At 72.1% G+C, this 15830-nt stretch carries 15 protein-coding genes and 2 pseudogenes; 9 read left to right on the top strand and 8 right to left on the bottom strand.

Annotated features, from left to right (window positions below; all coding sequences use genetic code 11):
• The first annotated feature begins 80 nt into the window (after window positions 1-80).
• Window positions 81-650: an NADAR family protein gene (locus tag LN251_RS22310; protein WP_458245922.1), complete on the top strand. Its 570-nt coding sequence runs from the start codon at window positions 81-83 to the stop codon at window positions 648-650.
• A gap of 51 nt (window positions 651-701) precedes the next feature.
• Here the strand turns inward: LN251_RS22310 and LN251_RS22305 are convergent, their stop codons facing one another.
• Window positions 702-1562: a DUF4190 domain-containing protein gene (locus LN251_RS22305; RefSeq protein ID WP_458245921.1), complete on the bottom strand. Its 861-nt coding sequence runs from the start codon at window positions 1560-1562 to the stop codon at window positions 702-704.
• Between the two features lie 170 nt (window positions 1563-1732).
• Between LN251_RS22305 and LN251_RS22300 the strand changes: the two genes are divergently transcribed.
• The 3 genes from LN251_RS22300 (at window position 1733) to LN251_RS22290 (ending at window position 4875) form a co-directional block, all read left to right on the top strand.
• Complete coding sequence (locus tag LN251_RS22300; RefSeq protein ID WP_458246773.1) at window positions 1733-2827, top strand: adenosine deaminase; 1095 nt, start codon at window positions 1733-1735, stop codon at window positions 2825-2827.
• A 35-nt stretch (window positions 2828-2862) separates the two neighbouring features.
• Window positions 2863-3564, top strand: a complete 702-nt coding sequence (locus LN251_RS22295; RefSeq protein ID WP_458245920.1) for a glycerophosphodiester phosphodiesterase — start codon at window positions 2863-2865, stop codon at window positions 3562-3564.
• A 180-nt stretch (window positions 3565-3744) separates the two neighbouring features.
• Entirely contained in the window at window positions 3745-4875 is a 1131-nt protein-coding gene (locus tag LN251_RS22290; RefSeq protein ID WP_458245919.1) for a serine hydrolase domain-containing protein, read from the top strand.
• A 6-nt stretch (window positions 4876-4881) separates the two neighbouring features.
• Here the strand turns inward: LN251_RS22290 and LN251_RS22285 are convergent.
• The 5 genes and pseudogenes from LN251_RS22285 to LN251_RS22265 all read right to left on the bottom strand — a co-directional run.
• Window positions 4882-5376, bottom strand: a pseudogene (locus LN251_RS22285) (hypothetical protein); the annotation flags it as partial.
• 71 nt (window positions 5377-5447) lie between these two features.
• A complete protein-coding gene (locus LN251_RS22280) occupies window positions 5448-5951 on the bottom strand; it encodes a hypothetical protein (protein ID WP_458245918.1) in 504 nt (167 codons plus the stop codon).
• Window positions 5935-6426: an RNA polymerase sigma factor gene (locus LN251_RS22275; protein WP_458245917.1), complete on the bottom strand. Its 492-nt coding sequence runs from the start codon at window positions 6424-6426 to the stop codon at window positions 5935-5937. Before LN251_RS22275 ends, LN251_RS22280 begins: the two co-directional genes overlap by 17 nt.
• A gap of 94 nt (window positions 6427-6520) precedes the next feature.
• Window positions 6521-7147 carry a class F sortase gene (locus LN251_RS22270; protein WP_458245916.1) on the bottom strand — a complete coding sequence of 209 codons (627 nt, stop codon included), beginning with the start codon at window positions 7145-7147 and terminating at the stop codon, window positions 6521-6523.
• A complete protein-coding gene (locus tag LN251_RS22265) occupies window positions 7144-7521 on the bottom strand; it encodes a sortase-dependent protein (RefSeq protein WP_458245915.1) in 378 nt (125 codons plus the stop codon). Before LN251_RS22265 ends, LN251_RS22270 begins: the two co-directional genes overlap by 4 nt.
• Before the next feature lie 282 nt (window positions 7522-7803).
• Here LN251_RS22265 and LN251_RS22260 point away from each other — a divergent pair, with 282 nt between their 5' ends.
• The gene (locus LN251_RS22260) at window positions 7804-8484 is read left to right on the top strand and encodes a YceI family protein (RefSeq protein ID WP_458245914.1); all 681 of its coding nucleotides are present in this window, start codon (window positions 7804-7806) and stop codon (window positions 8482-8484) included.
• A gap of 21 nt (window positions 8485-8505) precedes the next feature.
• Here the strand turns inward: LN251_RS22260 and LN251_RS22255 are convergent, their stop codons facing one another.
• Complete coding sequence (locus LN251_RS22255) at window positions 8506-9702, bottom strand: polyamine ABC transporter substrate-binding protein (RefSeq protein WP_458245913.1); 1197 nt, start codon at window positions 9700-9702, stop codon at window positions 8506-8508.
• A 112-nt stretch (window positions 9703-9814) separates the two neighbouring features.
• Complete coding sequence (locus tag LN251_RS22250) at window positions 9815-11254, bottom strand: gamma-aminobutyraldehyde dehydrogenase (RefSeq protein ID WP_058922706.1); 1440 nt, start codon at window positions 11252-11254, stop codon at window positions 9815-9817.
• A 176-nt stretch (window positions 11255-11430) separates the two neighbouring features.
• On the opposite strand from LN251_RS22250, the gene LN251_RS22245 reads away from it, so the two are divergent.
• The 4 genes and pseudogenes from LN251_RS22245 (at window position 11431) to LN251_RS22230 (ending at window position 15818) form a co-directional block, all read left to right on the top strand.
• A complete protein-coding gene (locus LN251_RS22245; RefSeq protein ID WP_058922707.1) occupies window positions 11431-11949 on the top strand; it encodes an Lrp/AsnC family transcriptional regulator in 519 nt (172 codons plus the stop codon).
• A complete protein-coding gene (locus LN251_RS22240) occupies window positions 11934-13316 on the top strand; it encodes an aspartate aminotransferase family protein (RefSeq protein WP_458245912.1) in 1383 nt (460 codons plus the stop codon). The genes LN251_RS22245 and LN251_RS22240 overlap by 16 nt, the downstream gene beginning before the upstream one ends.
• Before the next feature lie 190 nt (window positions 13317-13506).
• A pseudogene (locus LN251_RS22235) lies at window positions 13507-14226 on the top strand (ABC transporter ATP-binding protein); the annotation flags it as partial.
• A gap of 215 nt (window positions 14227-14441) precedes the next feature.
• Window positions 14442-15818, top strand: coding sequence for a hypothetical protein (locus LN251_RS22230; RefSeq protein ID WP_458245911.1), 1377 nt, complete (start codon window positions 14442-14444; stop codon window positions 15816-15818).
• Window positions 15819-15830 lie beyond the last annotated feature (12 nt).

Raw genomic sequence — 15830 nt, 5'->3', positions numbered from 1 at the left:
ACGGAATCTGTCGACCAGGTGTCGAGTGAGCGCGGAAAAGGGGGGACGGAGTGTCAGTGGTGGCTGCGAGACTCGCGTGCATGGAAAGGATCACGGGGAAGATCGATTCGCGGGAAGCCCTGGTCAGGGAGGTTCACGCGGGGTCGAGGGTGAAGTACCTGCATTTCTGGGGGCACCGTCCGCTGCCGGACGGACGGATCGGCGCGAGCTGCCTGAGTCAGTGGTGGCGGGCGCCGTTCACCGTGGACGGAGTGACCTATGGGACCGCTGAGCACTGGATGATGGCGTGCAAGGCGCGGCTGTTCGCCGACGCGGAGGCCGAGCGCCGCATTCTGGCCGCCGGGCACCCCTCGCAGGCCAAGAAGGAGGGGCGGCTGGTACGCGGCTTCGACGAGGAGACATGGCGGCGCGAGCGGTTCGCCGTCGTCGTCGAGGGCAGCGTCCACAAGTTCGCCGCGCATCCGGAGCTGCGGGCGTTCCTGCTGAACACCGGGGACCGGGTGCTGGTGGAGGCGAGCCCGGTCGACCGGGTGTGGGGCATCGGCCTCGCGGCCGACGACGAGGCGGCGACGGACCCGGAGCGCTGGCGCGGACCGAACCTGCTGGGCTTCGCCCTGATGGAGGCCCGCGAGCGGCTGCGGCGGGGGTGAGCCCACCCCGGTCTCCGTGAGTCCGGGGCGGCGGCCGCCGCCGTGGCCGCGTCAGTCCTGGACGAGCAGCGGCGCCGAGACGCTGGGGGCGGAGTTGTACGCGGGGCCGTCGTCCACGGTGTTGTTCCGCTCGTCGTTGACGGCGGCCACGATCGCGAAGACGATCAGGGCGATCGTGGCGAGGCCGAGCACGATACCGACGATGCCGGTGACGAAGCCGGCCTGCGCCTGGCCGCGGTTGTCGGCCTCACCGCGGTCCGCCCGCCGCTTGCCCTTGACGCCGAGGATCACGGCGAGGATGCCGAGGACGAGGGAGACGATGCCGTAGAGGCAGAACAGGCAGCACGACAGGATGCCCAGGATCATCGCCGACGTGCCCAGGCCGTTCTGCGGGGGCGCCTGCATACCGGGCCAGCCGTAGCCCTGCGGGTAGGCGGGATAGCCGTACCCGCCGGGCCCCCCGGGGCCGTGCTGTCCCGGGCCGGTGGGCGCTATGGGGGGCGGCGGCACGGCGGACTCGGACCAACCCTCGGGGGCGGCGCCCGCGCCGGGCGGGGCGTAGCCGGGGGCTCCGTAGGCGGGCGTACCGGGACCGGGGTAGCCGTAGCCGGGGGATCCCGGAGCAGGTGTTCCGACCCCGGGGGTTCCAGGGCCCGGCGTTCCGACTCCGGGCGTTCCGGGGCCCGGCGTTCCGACTCCGGGGGTTCCGGGGGCGGGCGTGCCCGCTCCGGGCGGGGCGAATCCGTCGGAGGGCACGGACGTCATCGTCGCCTGGTCGTGCACGGAGGGCGGCTGCGGCGAGCCGGGCGTCTGGGCCCGCGGCCCCTTGTCCAGCGACGTCTTGCGCTCGGGCGGCGCCCACGGATCATCCTCCGGCGCCGCGCCCCCACCCGGCTGTGTCTGATCCGCCACGTCCCTGTCCCCCTCAGTCGATCGTCCGGCCATGGTAAAGCCTCGACCTGCCGGTACGACGGGCCGGTGCCCCACCCGCGCGACCCCGGCCCATCCAGGGCGGCGGCCGCCGCCGGGGCCCGGCCCCGCGAGGGCCCTGTCTACGATGACCACGATTCACCGATCAGCCGATCACTCGCGTCCCGGACCCGCAGGGCACCGGACGCCGTTCCCGGGGAGGAACCTTGACCGACCACCGCGACCTGCACCCCTTCATCGCCGGACTGCCGAAGGCCGAACTCCACGTCCATCACGTCGGCTCCGCCTCCCCCCGGATCGTCTCCGAACTGGCCGCCCGCCACCCCGACTCCAAGGTCCCCACCGACCCCGAGGCCCTGGTCGACTACTTCACCTTCACCGACTTCGCCCACTTCATCGACGTGTACCTGTCGGTCGTCGACCTCATCCGCACCCCCGAGGACGTACGTCTGCTGACGTACGAGGTGGCCCGGGACCTGGCCCGGCAGCAGGTGCGCTATGCCGAGCTGACCATCACGCCGTTCTCCTCCACCCGCCGGGGCATCGACGAGCGGGCCTTCATGGACGCGATCGAGGACGCCCGCAAGGCGGCCGAGGCCGAGTTCGGCACGGTGCTGCGCTGGTGCTTCGACATCCCCGGCGAGGCGGGCCTGGAGTCGGCCGAGGAGACGGCCCGGCTCGCCACCGACGACCGGCTGCGCCCCGAGGGACTGGTCTCCTTCGGGCTCGGCGGGCCCGAGATCGGCGTGCCGAGGCCCCAGTTCAAGCCGTACTTCGACCGGGCCATCGCCGCCGGACTGCACTCCGTGCCGCACGCCGGTGAGACCACCGGCCCGGAAACGGTGTGGGACGCGCTCACCCATCTGCGCGCCGAGCGCATCGGGCACGGCACGCACTCCTTCCAGGACCCGAAGCTCCTCGCCCACCTCGCCGAGCACCGCATCCCGCTGGAGGTCTGCCCGACCTCCAACATCGCCACCCGTGCGGTCCGCACCCTCGACGAGCACCCGGTCAAGGAGTTCGTGAAGGCCGGGATCGTGGTGACGATCAACTCCGACGACCCGCCGATGTTCGGCACAGACCTGAACAACGAGTACGCGGTCGCGGCCCGTCTGCTGGACCTCGACGAGCGGGGCGTCGCCGCCCTCGCGAAGAACGCGGTCGACGTCTCCTTCCTGGACGAGCCCGGCAAGACCCGCATCCGCGAGGAGATCGACGCCTACACCTCGGCGTGGCTGGCCCCCTGACGCGTCCCGCCGTCGCGGGCCACCACAATGGGCCCATGCAGAAGCTGACCGCCGTGGCCCACCGGGGCGACCCGTACCGCGTCCGCGAGAACACGATCGACTCGCTGCGTTCCGCGCTCGACCTGGGCGCGGACGCCGTCGAGATCGACGTACGCCTGACCAGGGACGGCGTCCCCGTGCTGCTGCACGACGCGACGCTCAAGCGGCTGTGGGAGCACGACCGGCCGCTGCGGTCGCTGTCCGCGGACGAGGTCCGCGGGCTGACCGGCGGCCGGATCCCGACGCTCGCCGAGGCCCTGGCCGCCACCGAGGGCAGCCGGGTGATGATCGACCTGCCCGGCACCCGGGACGTGCGGGAGGCCCGCCGGGTCGTGGACGCCGTGCGGGAGGCCGGAGCGGGAGAGCGGGTGTACTACTGCGCGGGCGCCCAGGAGATGCTCGCCGTGCGGGCGGCCGACCCGTCCGCGGAGATCGCGCTGACCCGCAGCACGCTCGCGCCCGCCCGCCCCGTGCTGCTGGAGGCGGTGCGCCCGCGCTGGCTCAACTACCGCTTCTCGCTGGTCGACCGCGCCCTGGCGGCCCGGGTGCACCGCGACGGTCTGCTGCTCTCCGTCTGGACCCCGGACACCCGCCGCTCGATGCGCCGCCTGATCGACCTGGGCGTCGACTCCATCACCACCAACCGCGTCGACGTCCTGTGCGCGCTGCGGGAAGCGCCCTCCACCCGCGAACGCTGAGGCACCGCCGCGACGCGAAGCTGCTTCCCGTAGGGGCCATCCCCCACAACTCCACTGCTGCGTAAGGGACTTGCTCCGGGAGTCCTCGGGGGTCCACCCCCTCCTCGCCGACGATCCCCGTCGGCCCGCACCGGCTGAGGATGATCTCGTCACCCACCGCCGAAACCTCCGGAGCAGCCCATGCGTGCCCGCGTCTCGACCGCTCTCGCCGCCTCCCTCACCCTCGCCCTGGCGGCCGGCCCCCTGGCCGCCCCCGCGTTCGCCGCCCCCGCGGCGGCGCCCGCGCACCACAGCTCCGGACCCGACGCCGACGCCCTGCGCGCCGCGATCGCCGGCCTTCCCGACGCGGACGCGACCGCCGCGCTCCTCCGGGTCGGCGGCGACGGGACATGGAAGGGGACGGCGGGCGTCCGGGACGTCCGCACCGGGGCGCCGGCCCTGGAGAACGGCCGCTTCCGGGCCGGTTCGGTGACGAAGGTGGTCACCGCGGCGATCGTGCTCCAGCTGGCCGCCGAGGGCCGCATCGACCTCGACGGCACCGTGCAGCACTACCTGCCCGGCCTGCTCACCGCGGACTTCAAACCCATCACCGTACGGCAGTTGCTGAACTACACCAGCGGCCTCGGGCCGGGCGCCTCCCTCGGCGACACCGTCGAGGAGGGCTACCCGCACCGGTTCGAGACGCTGACCCCGCGGCAGGTCGTGGCGGCCTCCGTCGCCGAGGGACCGGCGCACGACCCCGGCACGCGCCAGGACTACGGCAACATCCACTACACCGTGCTCGGCCTGCTCATCGAGAAGGTGACCGGCGACTCGTACGCCCACCAGGCCGCGGTGCGGATCTTCCGGCCGCTCGGCATGCGCGCCAGCTCGTTCCCCGTCGGCGCCGACCCCCGTATCCACGGACCGCACAACCGCGGATACGACTGGATCGGCGGCGAGTTGACGGACGTGACCGACTGGAACATGTCCGACCGCTGGGCGGCCGGCGACCTGATCTCCACGACCGCCGACCTCCAGAGGCTGCTGGTGGGGCTCTTCCGCGGCCGGGTGGTGCCCGAGCCGCAGCTGCGGGAGATGTTCACGCTCCCCGACGTGCCCGGCGCGCGGTACGCGGCGGCGCTGGAGCGGTTCGAGCTCCACGGCAGGGTGATCTGGGGCAAGACCGGCTCACGCCCCGGCTACGCCACGGTGATCGCCGCCACCCGCGACCTCTCCCGCACCCTCGTCTACTCCGTCGACTCCACCGATGCCAAGGGCGACGGCCAGGCCACCGCCGAGCGTTTCGCCTACCCCGCCTTCAACCGCTGAGGTGTACGGGGCGAGTTGCTCCAGCCGCTTGATCTTCTTGCGGACGACGTAGAGCGGGATCACTCCGAACACCCCGAACGACATGTCGATCACCGACCACCAGAAGGGGATGCCGCGGATCGGCCCGCAGACCAGCGCGAGCGGGATGATCCCGGCGCAGGCGATCATCGCGAACTCGACGACCCAGATGTTGCGGACCGGGTCGCGGTACGGCCCGTAGAAAGCGACCGCGATGACGAGGTGGGCGAAGGCCAGCCAGTCCGTGCCGTAGAGGAGGAAGGGGTAGTCGGAGTCGGCGGTGTCGAGCCCGCGCCGGACGTGCTCGATCCAGTCCGTGAGCGCGGGCAGGTACCGCGGCACGGACAGCGACCGCAACAGGTCCTCGGTCCAGTGCAGTTCGTGCACCAGCGGGAAGGCCGTGGCGCCGCTGAGCACCAGGCAGACGACGAAGAGGACCAACCAGACGCGGATGCCCTTCAGCAGGGCGGCTCTGTCGCTCATGGGGGCAGCGTACGCCGTTGTTGAACACGTTCAAAAAGCGGGTCCCGCCTCTCGATGCCCGCTCTGCCGGGCTATCGCCTCCCGCTCTGCCCGGGTGACGCCACCGGTGCGCTGCGGGCCGCGGACGGTTCGATCGAGGGAACGCTCGTCGGCGTACGGGTGGACCGGGTCGGGGAGGAGGTGCGGGGAACGGCCCGGGACGGCTCGGTGGGGCGCGTGGGCTGCCTTCCGGTGCGGGCGTCCGGGGTGGTGCTGGGGCTGGACGGGCGGGGAGAGGGCGAGTCGGTCGGCCGCGTCGAGGGACTGCTCGCCGGCGGCGGGGCCAGGGGAGCCACCGGGGAGGACGGGCGGGTGTCCGACGCCGACAGCCGCAGGGGCAGGAGAGCCAGGGCGGCCACACCGCAGGTCAGGGCCGCGCCGGCGGCGGCCTTGAGGAGGCGGCGGCGGGCCGCGCCGCGGCGGATGGCCCGGTAGCGGCCGGGGGGCGCGCCGAGGTGCCCGGCGGGCGGCCGGAGCAGGATCGTGAGCGGGTCCTCGGGGTCGATGTCCGGGCCCTCGTCAGAGTGTGTGATCAACGCTTCTCCTCAGGTGGGCGCGGAGCAGTTCGCGGGCCGCGTGGAGGTCCGCCTTGACGGTCCCCTCCCGGCGTCCGGTGAGCGCGGCCACCTCCCGGATCGGCATGTCAGCGTAGTAGTGGAGCAGGATCGGCACGCGCAGGCGTTCGGGGAGGGACTGCACGAGCAGGCGCACCGAGGGGTCCGTCTGCTCGGGGTGCGGGGTCACCGCCGCCTCGGTCTTCGCGCGGCGTACGGCCCGGCGTTCGCGCTCCAGCTTGCGCCAGTGGTCGCGGACGATGTTGGCCGCGGTGACGTAGAGGAAGCCGTTCGGCTCCGCCACGGTGGTCCAGCGGGCCCACAGGCGGGTGAAGGCCTCCGAGGCGATCTCGTGCGCGGTCTCGTCGTCGTCGACCAGCCGGCGGACCCAGCCGGCGAGGCGCGGATAGAGGGCGGCGAACAGCTCGGACGCGGCCTTCTCGCGGGAGCGTTTCAACGTTCTCCATGGTCGTGGGGGTTCGGGGCGGCTCGGTGGGGAAGAGCCCGGGCCGGTGCGGAACGTTGCCCCGGCCCGGGTTCTGTGACGCGGTTCAGCGGCGCGCGGAGGTCAGCGACGCGAAGACGATCACGTTGTCGCGGTAGCCGTCTCCGGTACGGGCTCCCCCGCACGTGATCAGCCGCAACTCGGGCCGGTCCACGTCGCCGTACACCTGCTTGGTGGGGAAGTCGGCCTTGGCGACCGTACGGACGTCAGTGACGGCGAACACCGCATCGGTGCCGTTCTCCAGGCGCACCTCGATCCGCTCGCCCCAGCGCAGATCCTTCAGGTGCCGGAAGACGCCGTCCCCGTAGGCGCCGACCGTGACATGTCCGAGGATCACGGACGGGCCCTTCTGGCCCGGCGTCGGCGAGTGGCGGTACCAGCCCGCCCGGTCGTGTGCCTGCACCGGTGGGACCTGCACGGTGCCGTCCGCGGCCAGGCCCAGCCGCAGCACCGGGGTGTCGACCCCGATGGCCGGTATCCGCAGCCCCACCGGGACCGATCGCCCCACCGCGGCCACCGACTTCGCCGGCGGCGGGGCGGAGGACGGTGGCGGGGCGGAGGGCGACGGGGTGCTCGCGAGGTGCCCGGCGGAGTTCCCCCCACCGCCGCCGCAGCCCACGAGCAGGGCGGCCAGCGCCGTGGCGGCGAGAACGCGCCCGGCGAGCGGCCTCATGCCCCGTGCGCCCGCCGGCGGCGCACGAGGAGGACGGCGCCGCCGCCCACGACGACGGCCGCGGCGGCACCGCCGCCGATCAGCGCGCCCCCGGAGCCCGAAGAGGTGTCGGCGACACCGGTGTCGGGGGCTCCGCTGGGCACGACGGAGACCTGGTCGCGGGACGGTGCCCGGGTCGGCTCGGCGCTCGCGCCGCGGCCGGAGGTGCTCGGGACCGTGGAGGGCGGGGTGCTGGAGGCGGGCCGCTCGGTCGGCCTGGCGGCGCTCGGCACGGGAGAGGGGGTCCGGGACGCCCCGTCGGCGAACGCGGGGACCGCGCCCGCCAGTACGGCGGTGCAGGCGAGTGCCAGGGCACTGAGGCCGGTTCGGCGCATGAGTGGGTCTCACTTTCGTCGGTCCGCCCGGCCGGTGGTCGGCCGGCGGGCTGTGTGGTGGATCGAGCGGAGAGACGAGGCGAAGACCGGGCAGGTTGTAAAGAGATGGCAAAGCCGATGAGGTGGTGGTCCGTGCGTCACGCCCCAACCTCCGTGCGGCCGAGGCCTCTTGGCGGAGGGGCGGAGAACTTCTCCACGTCCGGGGGCAATTCGTGACGACCGTGTGTGCGGGTTGCCAAGGAGACTTGCGGCCGTAGTTGACATGACGTAAGTACGTGAATCATGAACCTGTTCACCCGTGCGTCGTCCCAGCGCCGCCCGGCTCCCCCCACCGCCCCCGCCCCCACGGCCGCGCCGCTCCCCCAACGCAGGCCCGGTCAGCAGCAGTCGGCACCGGCCGGAGTGCCGGACCCGTCCCTCGCGTCCCTGACCGGGGAGTGGGTCGTCGACCCCGCGCACAGCCGGATCGGCTTCTCCGTCCGGCACGCCCTGGTGACCACCGTGCGCGGGTCGTTCGCGGAGTTCGACAGCCGTCTGTACTTCGACGGCAACGACCCCTCGCGCTCACGGGCCGAGATCGTCCTGAACACCGCGTCCGTCGACACCGGTGTGGAGCAGCGCGACGCCCACCTCGTCGGCCGCGACTTCCTGGACGCCCGCTCCTACCCGCAGATGCGGTTCGTCAGCACGGCCGTACGCCTGGTGGGAAACGATGTCTACCGCATGACGGGCGACCTCACCATCAAGAAGGTCACCCGCCCGGTCGACCTGGAGCTCACCTACATCGGCCATGTCACCGACGCGTTCGGGGACGAGCGGGTCGGCTTCGACGGCACGACCACCATCAACCGCTCCGAATGGGGCCTGACCTACAACCAGCGGCTGGCCGAGGGCGGTGCCATGGTGAGCGAGAAGGTGCGCCTGCAGTTCGACATCGCGGCGATCCGCATGACCCGCGCCTGACGGGGACGCGCGGCCGTCCGCTCACAGCCCCACGATCGCGTTCCACCGCTTCGCGAACTCCACCCGCTCCCTCGACGTGATGTCCCGTGCGATCACGAGCCGCTTGCGCATCGCGGCGTCCGGGAAGATCAGCGCGTTCTCGGCGAGGGCCGCGGTGTCCTTGTACCGGGCGGCGGCGAGGACGTCCCGGGCGGCGGGTACGGGGCAGACGTAGTTGACCCAGGCGGCGAGTTCGGCGGCGACCTCGGGGTCGTAGTAGTGGTCGACGAGCCGCTCGGCGTTGCGCTTGTGCAGCGCCCGGTCCGGGATCATCAGGGAGTCCGACCACAGCTCGCCGCCCTCCTCGGGCACCACGAACCGGATGTCGGGGTTGTCGGCCCGCAGCTGGATGACGTCACCGGAGTACGCCTGGCAGGCCAGGACGTCTCCGGTGACCAGGTCCTTGGTGTAGTCGTTGCCGGTGAAGCGGCGGATGTGACCGGTCGCGACGTACTTCTCCACCTGGTCGCAGACCTTGTGGAAGTCCGCGGCCGTCCATCGGGTGATGTCGACCCCGTTGCCCTGCATCAGCAGCGCGAACGCCTCGTCCAGCCCGGACAGCAGCGTCACCCGCCCCTTGAGGTCGCCCGCCCACAGGTCGGAGACGTTGCGTATCTCGCGGCCGAGCTTCCTGCGGTTGTACGCGATGCCGGTGATGCCCGACTGCCACGGCACCGTGTACCGGCGGCCCGGGTCGAAGGCGGGCGAGCGCAGCAGCGGGTCGAGGTGCGCGGCGACGTTCGGCTGCTTCGCCCGGTCCATCCGCTGGACCCAGCCCAGCCGGACGAACCGCGCGCACATCCAGTCGCTCATGACGATCAGGTCGCGGCCGGTCTGCTGGTGGTTCATCAGCGCCGGGCTGATCTTGCCGAAGAACTCGTCGTTGTCGTTGATCTCCTCGGTGTACGTCACCGAGATCCCGGTGCGCTTCTCGAACGCCTCGAGCGTCGGGCGCCGGTCGGGGTGGTCGTCGTCGGTGTCGATGTACAACGGCCAGTTCGCCCAGGTCAGTTTCCGCTGACGGGCCGACAGGTCCGGGACGGCACGCTCGCCGGGCCGCACGTAGGCGGCGGGCACCCCGCAGCCGGCCACCCCGCCGAGGAGCGCGAGCAGCAGCGAACGGCGGGCGAGCGCACGGTTGTTGCGGGGAAGCGCACGGTTCTTCGGTGTGAGGGGCATGGCCGCAGCATGGCGCTCTCGTCCGTGCACCGACAATCGACGCTGCGTCGAGGAGAACGGCGAAGGGACCGGACACCTTGTCGATGTCCGGTCCCCCGCCCAGCGATACCGCTCAGGCGTCCAGCGACGTCATGACGTGCTTGATCCGCGTGTAGTCGTCGAAGCCGTAGGCCGAGAGGTCCTTGCCGTAACCGGACTTCTTGAACCCGCCGTGCGGCATCTCCGCCACCAGCGGGATGTGCGTGTTGATCCACACGCAGCCGAAGTCCAGCTTCTTCGACATCCGCATGGCCCGGCCGTGGTCGCGGGTCCACACCGACGACGCCAGCGCGTACTCCACGCCGTTGGCCCACTCCACCGCCTGGTCCTCGTCCGAGAAGGACTGCACGGTGATGACGGGGCCGAAGACCTCCTTCTGGATGATCTCGTCGTCCTGCTTCAGTCCGGAGACGACGGTCGGGGCGTAGAAGTAGCCCTTCTCGCCGACCTGGTGGCCGCCGGCCTCGACCTTGGCGTGCGCGGGCAGCCGCTCGATGAACCCGGAGACCTGCTTGAGCTGGTTGGGGTTGTTGAGCGGCCCGAACAGCACGTCCTCGTCGTCCGGCTGCCCGGTCTTGGTCTCGGCGGCGGCCTTCGCCAGCGCCGCCACGAACTCGTCGTGGATGCCCTCCTGCACGAGCACGCGCGTGGCCGCCGTGCAGTCCTGCCCGGCATTGAAGAAGCCCGCCACGGAGATGTCCTCGACGGCCTTGGCGATGTCGGTGTCCTCGAAGACGACGACCGGCGCCTTGCCACCGAGCTCCAGGTGGACCCGCTTGAGGTCCTTCGACGCCGACTCCGCGACCTGCATGCCCGCGCGCACCGAACCGGTGATGGAGGCCATCGCCGGGGTCGGGTGCTCGACCATCAGCCGACCCGTCTCCCGGTCGCCCGTGATGACGTTGAAGACACCCTTGGGGAGGATGCCGCCGATGATGTCCGCGATCAGCACGGTCGACGCCGGCGTGGTGTCCGAGGGCTTCAGTACGACCGTGTTGCCGGCCGCGATCGCCGGCGCGAACTTCCACACCGCCATCATCATCGGGTAGTTCCACGGCGCGACCTGCGCGCAGACGCCGACCGGCTCGCGGCGGACGATGGAGGTCAGGCCCTCCATGTACTCGCCGGCCGACCGGCCCTCCAGCATCCGCGCCGCGCCCGCGAAGAAGCGGATCTGGTCGACCATCGGCGGGATCTCCTCGGACCGCGTCAGGCCGATGGGCTTGCCCGTGTTCTCGACCTCCGCCGCGATCAGTTCCTCGGCGCGCTCCTCGAAGGCGTCCGCGATCTTCAGCAGGGCCTTCTGGCGCTCGGCCGGGGTCGTGTCGCGCCAGCCCGGGAAGGCCGCGGCGGCGGCCGCCATCGCGGCGTCCACGTCCGCCGGCCCGGACAGCGGCGCGGTCGCGTACGCCTCGCCGGTCGCGGGGTTGACCACCTCGGTGGTCCGTCCGTCGGCGGCGTCCCGGAACTCACCGTCGATGTAGTTGCGCAGACGACGCAGCTCGGTGCTCACTGCCGGCCCTCCAAGTTCGAGTGGATCCAACGTGTCCATTGGCTGAGACACCCACCCTAATCCGCAAGCCCACGTTTTCAACACCCCCGTTCCCACCAAGGCTGCGAAATCCGCAGGTCTCGGTCTCGTAAACAACGAATTTCATAGGTCCACCCTTGCGGAACTATCGAGACGTCGTGCAGAGTGAGGGCGTGGCCAGTCGAAGCGCAGAGCACAGGGACTCGACCCGCGAGTCCAGGAACGGCACTCCTCACCTGGATGCCGTCTCCCTCGCCATCATCGAACAGCTCCAGGAGGACGGCAGGCGTCCGTACGCCGCGATCGGCAAGGCCGTGGGCCTGTCCGAGGCGGCCGTGCGCCAGCGCGTCCAGAAGCTGCTCGACCAGGGCGTGATGCAGATCGTCGCCGTCACGGACCCGCTCACCGTGGGCTTCCGCCGGCAGGCGATGGTCGGTGTCAACGTCGAGGGCGATGTCGAGTCCATCGCGGACGCGCTGACGGACATGTCGGAAGTCGAGTACGTGGTGATGACCGCGGGCTCGTTCGACATCCTCGCCGAGATCGTCTGCGAGGACGACGACCACCTGCTGGACGTCATCAACAAACGCATCCGGGCGCTGCCCGGCGTGCGCTCCACCGAGAGCTTCGTCTACCTCAAGCTCAAGAAGCAGACCTACATGTGGGGAACCCGATAACCGTGAGCCAGAAGGACCTCAGCAAGACCGCGTACGACCACTTGTGGATGCACTTCACCCGCATGTCCTCGTACGAGAACTCCCCCGTCCCCACCATCGTGCGGGGCGAAGGCACCTACATCTACGACGACAAGGGCAAGCGCTACCTGGACGGTCTCGCCGGTCTGTTCGTGGTCCAGGCCGGTCACGGCCGTACCGAGCTCGCCGAGACCGCCTTCAAGCAGGCCCAGGAGCTGGCGTTCTTCCCGGTCTGGTCCTACGCCCACCCCAAGGCCATAGAGCTCGCCGAGCGCCTGGCCGACCACGCCCCCGGCGACCTGAACAAGGTCTTCTTCACCACCGGCGGCGGCGAGGCGGTGGAGACCGCCTGGAAGCTCGCCAAGCAGTACTTCAAGCTGGTCGGCAAGCCCACCAAGCACAAGGTCATCTCCCGCGCGGTCGCCTACCACGGCACCCCGCAGGGCGCCCTGTCCATCACCGGCCTGCCGGCCCTGAAGGCCCCCTTCGAGCCGCTGGTCCCCGGCGCGCACAAGGTCCCCAACACCAACATCTACCGCGCCCCGATATTCGGCGACGACCCCGAGGCCTTCGGCCGCTGGGCCGCCGACCAGATCGAGCAGCAGATCCTCTTCGAGGGCCCGGACACCGTCGCCGCGGTCTTCCTGGAGCCCGTGCAGAACGCCGGCGGCTGCTTCCCGCCCCCGCCCGGCTACTTCCAGCGGGTGCGCGAGATCTGCGACCAGTACGACGTGCTGCTCGTCTCCGACGAGGTCATCTGCGCCTTCGGCCGCCTCGGCACGATGTTCGCCTGCGACAAGTTCGACTACGTGCCGGACATGATCACCTGCGCCAAGGGCATGACCTCGGGCTACTCCCCGATCGGCGCCTGCATCATCTCCGACCGCCTGGCCGAGCCGTTCTACAAGGGCGACAACACCTTCCTGCACGGCTACACCTTCGGCGGCCACCCGGTCTCCGCCGCGGTGGGCCTGGCCAACCTCGACCTGTTCGAGCGCGAGGGTCTGAACCAGCACGTCCTGGACAACGAGGGCGCGTTCCGCTCGACCCTGGAGAAGCTGCACGACCTGCCGATCGTCGGCGACGTCCGCGGCAACGGCTTCTTCTACGGCATCGAGCTGGTGAAGGACAAGCACACCAAGGAGTCCTTCAACGACGAGGAGACCGAGCGCGTCCTGTACGGCTTCCTCTCCAAGGCGCTCTACGACAACGGCCTGTACTGCCGTGCCGACGACCGCGGCGACCCGGTGGTCCAGCTCGCCCCGCCGCTGATCTCCAACCAGGAGACGTTCGACGAGATCGAGCAGATCCTGCGCGCGACGCTGACGGAGGCGTGGACGAAGCTCTGATGAGCTGACTCTGTGATCAACAACGGCCCCGGTGCCGCCCGTTCGAGTGAGAACGGGCGCCCGGGGCCGTGTGCTGTCCGGCCTCCGGCCCACGGCTGCCTAGCGTGCGAGTGACCGATCGGCCCTGTCTTCGTTCCCCCGCACGGGGGATTGGCACGGCAAAAACGGATCTGAACCGAGGTGTACGCCCATGGTGGCCCCGCCGGACAACGACGTGCTCTGGGCACGCGCCCTGCACTTCCAGCACAGCGACGGCTCGCCCGCGCTCCTCGGCGTCTCGCTCGGCGTCCAGGAGGGCGAGATCCTCGCCGTCAGCGGCCCGCGCGGCAGCGGCAAGACCACCCTGCTGCGCTGTCTGTCCGGGCTCGCACCGGCCCAGCGCGGCGAGGTCTGGTTCAACAGCGTGCCCGTCCACACGATGCGCCCGCTCACCCGTGAGCGCCTGCGCCGGGACCGCTTCGGCTGGATCGACCCGGCACCGGCCCTCGTCCCCGAACTCAACGTGTGGGAGAACGCCGCCCTCCCCCTCATGCTGCGCGGCACCGGCCGCCGCCGGGCCAAGACGGCCGCCCTGGAGTGGCTGGAGCGCCTGGACGTCGGCGACCGCTCACGCCACCGCCCGCACGAACTCACCCAGGCCGAACGCCAGCGCGTCTCCATCGCCCGGGCCCTGGCGCCCGCGCCTACGGTCCTCTTCGCCGACGAGCCGACGGCCCCGCTGCACCGCGCGGACCGCGCGCACGTGCTGCGGACGCTGACGGCCGCGGCCCGCTCGCACGGCATCACCGTCGTCCTGGCCACCCACGACCCCGAGACGGCGGCCCTCGCCGACCGCACCGTGTCCCTCCTGGACGGCCGCCGGGTCAACACCCTCCACCTCCCGGCGTTCCCGGCCCCGGAGTCGAGAGCGACGGAGCCACAGGCCCGAACGGCGGCCTCGCGGGGCCGAGGACGGCGACAGGACGACCGCCGAACGGCGACCGAGGGCCAGGGGGCGCGGGCCGCGGGCCGCGGGCCGGAACCGGAGAGCGCGAGCGGCCGGCCGGAGGGCCAGGGGCCCGAGCCGGAAGGACAAGCGGCGAAGCCCGCGGGGCAAGGGGTCGAGACGGAAGGTCAGGGGGCCGCGTGCTCGCTCTCCGTCTGACCCTCGGCGCCCACCCCGCCGTACACCTGCGCCGCCTGATGGTGGTCATGGCCTCGGCGGGCACGGGCTTCCTCCTGCTGTGCACCCTCGGCTACGCCATGGGCCACCCCGACCACCCCTCCGCGTCCGCGTTCCGCCTGGCCTGGTGCCTGACCCCGCTGGCCGCCACGGTCCACCTCGCGGTGGCGGTGGCCCGCACGGACCCCGCCACCCGGCCCCGCCCGGGCCTGTCCGCCATCGGCCTCGGACCGGGCCGCCTGATGACCATCTCCGCCACCACCACGGCCCTTTCCTGCACGCTGGGCTCGATGACCGCCCTGCTGTTCTTCCTGCACCTGCGGGGCGACCGGACGGGCATGCCCTTCGACGGGGCGGCGGCCCGGTCGCTGGCGGCGGACCAGCCGCTGCCGCTGCCGGCCGCCCTGACGCTGCTGGCACTGGTGCCGGTGATCGCCTCGGCGGCGGTGATGCTGGTGCTCAGGCCGCGGGAGACCCGCACGAAACCGGCACCGGGCGCGGCTCGCTCCTTCGGCCGCTTCGGCGCCTACGGCAGGTCGACGACCCGGGAGACCTTCGGCGCGTACGGCCGTTTCGGCGCGCGCCTGCGACCGCTGTCGGCGGCACCGTCCGCGGGCGGGGCGGCCGACGCTCACCCGGAGCGAGCGGGTGACGCGCCGTCCCCGGAGCCGGACACCGCACAGCCGGCACCCGGCACCGACGGCCACGACGGTCCCCAGGCACCCCGCCAGCCCCCGGCCGGCCTGCCCTGGGGCGTCGCCACCCTCACCGCGGGCCTCGCGGTGGAGGCGTACGCCGCCGCGGCCGCGTCCAACCGCACCCTCGCCCTGCCCGGCAACCTGGCGTCCACCACGCCGGCCGTCCTCGCCGGTCTCCTCCTCACCGCCGTGGGCCTCTCCCTCGCCGCCCCGGCCCTGACCCACCTCACCGGCCGCCTCCTGCAGTCCGCCCGGCCCGGCGCGCTGCGTCTCCTCGCGGGCCGCGTGCTCATGGAGGAGGCCGACCGCATCGGCCGCCCCCTCGGCATCGTCTGCGCGGTGGCCTCCGCCGCCTACGCCATGACCGCCCTGTACATCCCGGAACCGGACGAGCCCGCCTTCGGCCCGCTCACCCTCCTCGGCACCCTCCTCGTCACCGGCTGCACGATCGCCACCCTCCTCACCGCCGCCGTCGAGGCCCGACAGGCCAGGGCCGACACCACGGCCGCCCTCCTGCGCCTGGGCGCCCCCGCCACCGTGCTGCGCAGCGCGGCCGCCCTCCGCGCCGCCGCCCTGCTGGCCCTCTTCGGCCCGCTCACCCTGCTCGTGGCCGAACTGGCGGCCCTGCCCCTCACCCGCTGAAAACCCGTGGGC

The organism is Streptomyces sp. MAI_2237, from assembly GCF_054189285.1.
Note: the sequence above shows the minus strand (reverse complement) of the source record. Positions and strands in the feature narration are given on the sequence as shown.

Excerpts from the sequence above, each read along its gene's own strand:
- LN251_RS22255 (WP_458245913.1), bottom strand. The coding sequence starts at position 9,702 with ATGCCCCTCACACCGAAGAACCGTGCGCTTCCCCGCAACAACCGTGCG.
- LN251_RS22270 (WP_458245916.1), bottom strand. The coding sequence starts at position 7,147 with ATGAGGCCGCTCGCCGGGCGCGTTCTCGCCGCCACGGCGCTGGCCGCC.
- LN251_RS22310 (WP_458245922.1), top strand. The coding sequence starts at position 81 with ATGGAAAGGATCACGGGGAAGATCGATTCGCGGGAAGCCCTGGTCAGG.
- LN251_RS22265 (WP_458245915.1), bottom strand. The coding sequence starts at position 7,521 with ATGCGCCGAACCGGCCTCAGTGCCCTGGCACTCGCCTGCACCGCCGTA.
- LN251_RS22290 (WP_458245919.1), top strand. The coding sequence starts at position 3,745 with ATGCGTGCCCGCGTCTCGACCGCTCTCGCCGCCTCCCTCACCCTCGCC.
- LN251_RS22260 (WP_458245914.1), top strand. The coding sequence starts at position 7,804 with ATGAACCTGTTCACCCGTGCGTCGTCCCAGCGCCGCCCGGCTCCCCCC.
- LN251_RS22295 (WP_458245920.1), top strand. The coding sequence starts at position 2,863 with ATGCAGAAGCTGACCGCCGTGGCCCACCGGGGCGACCCGTACCGCGTC.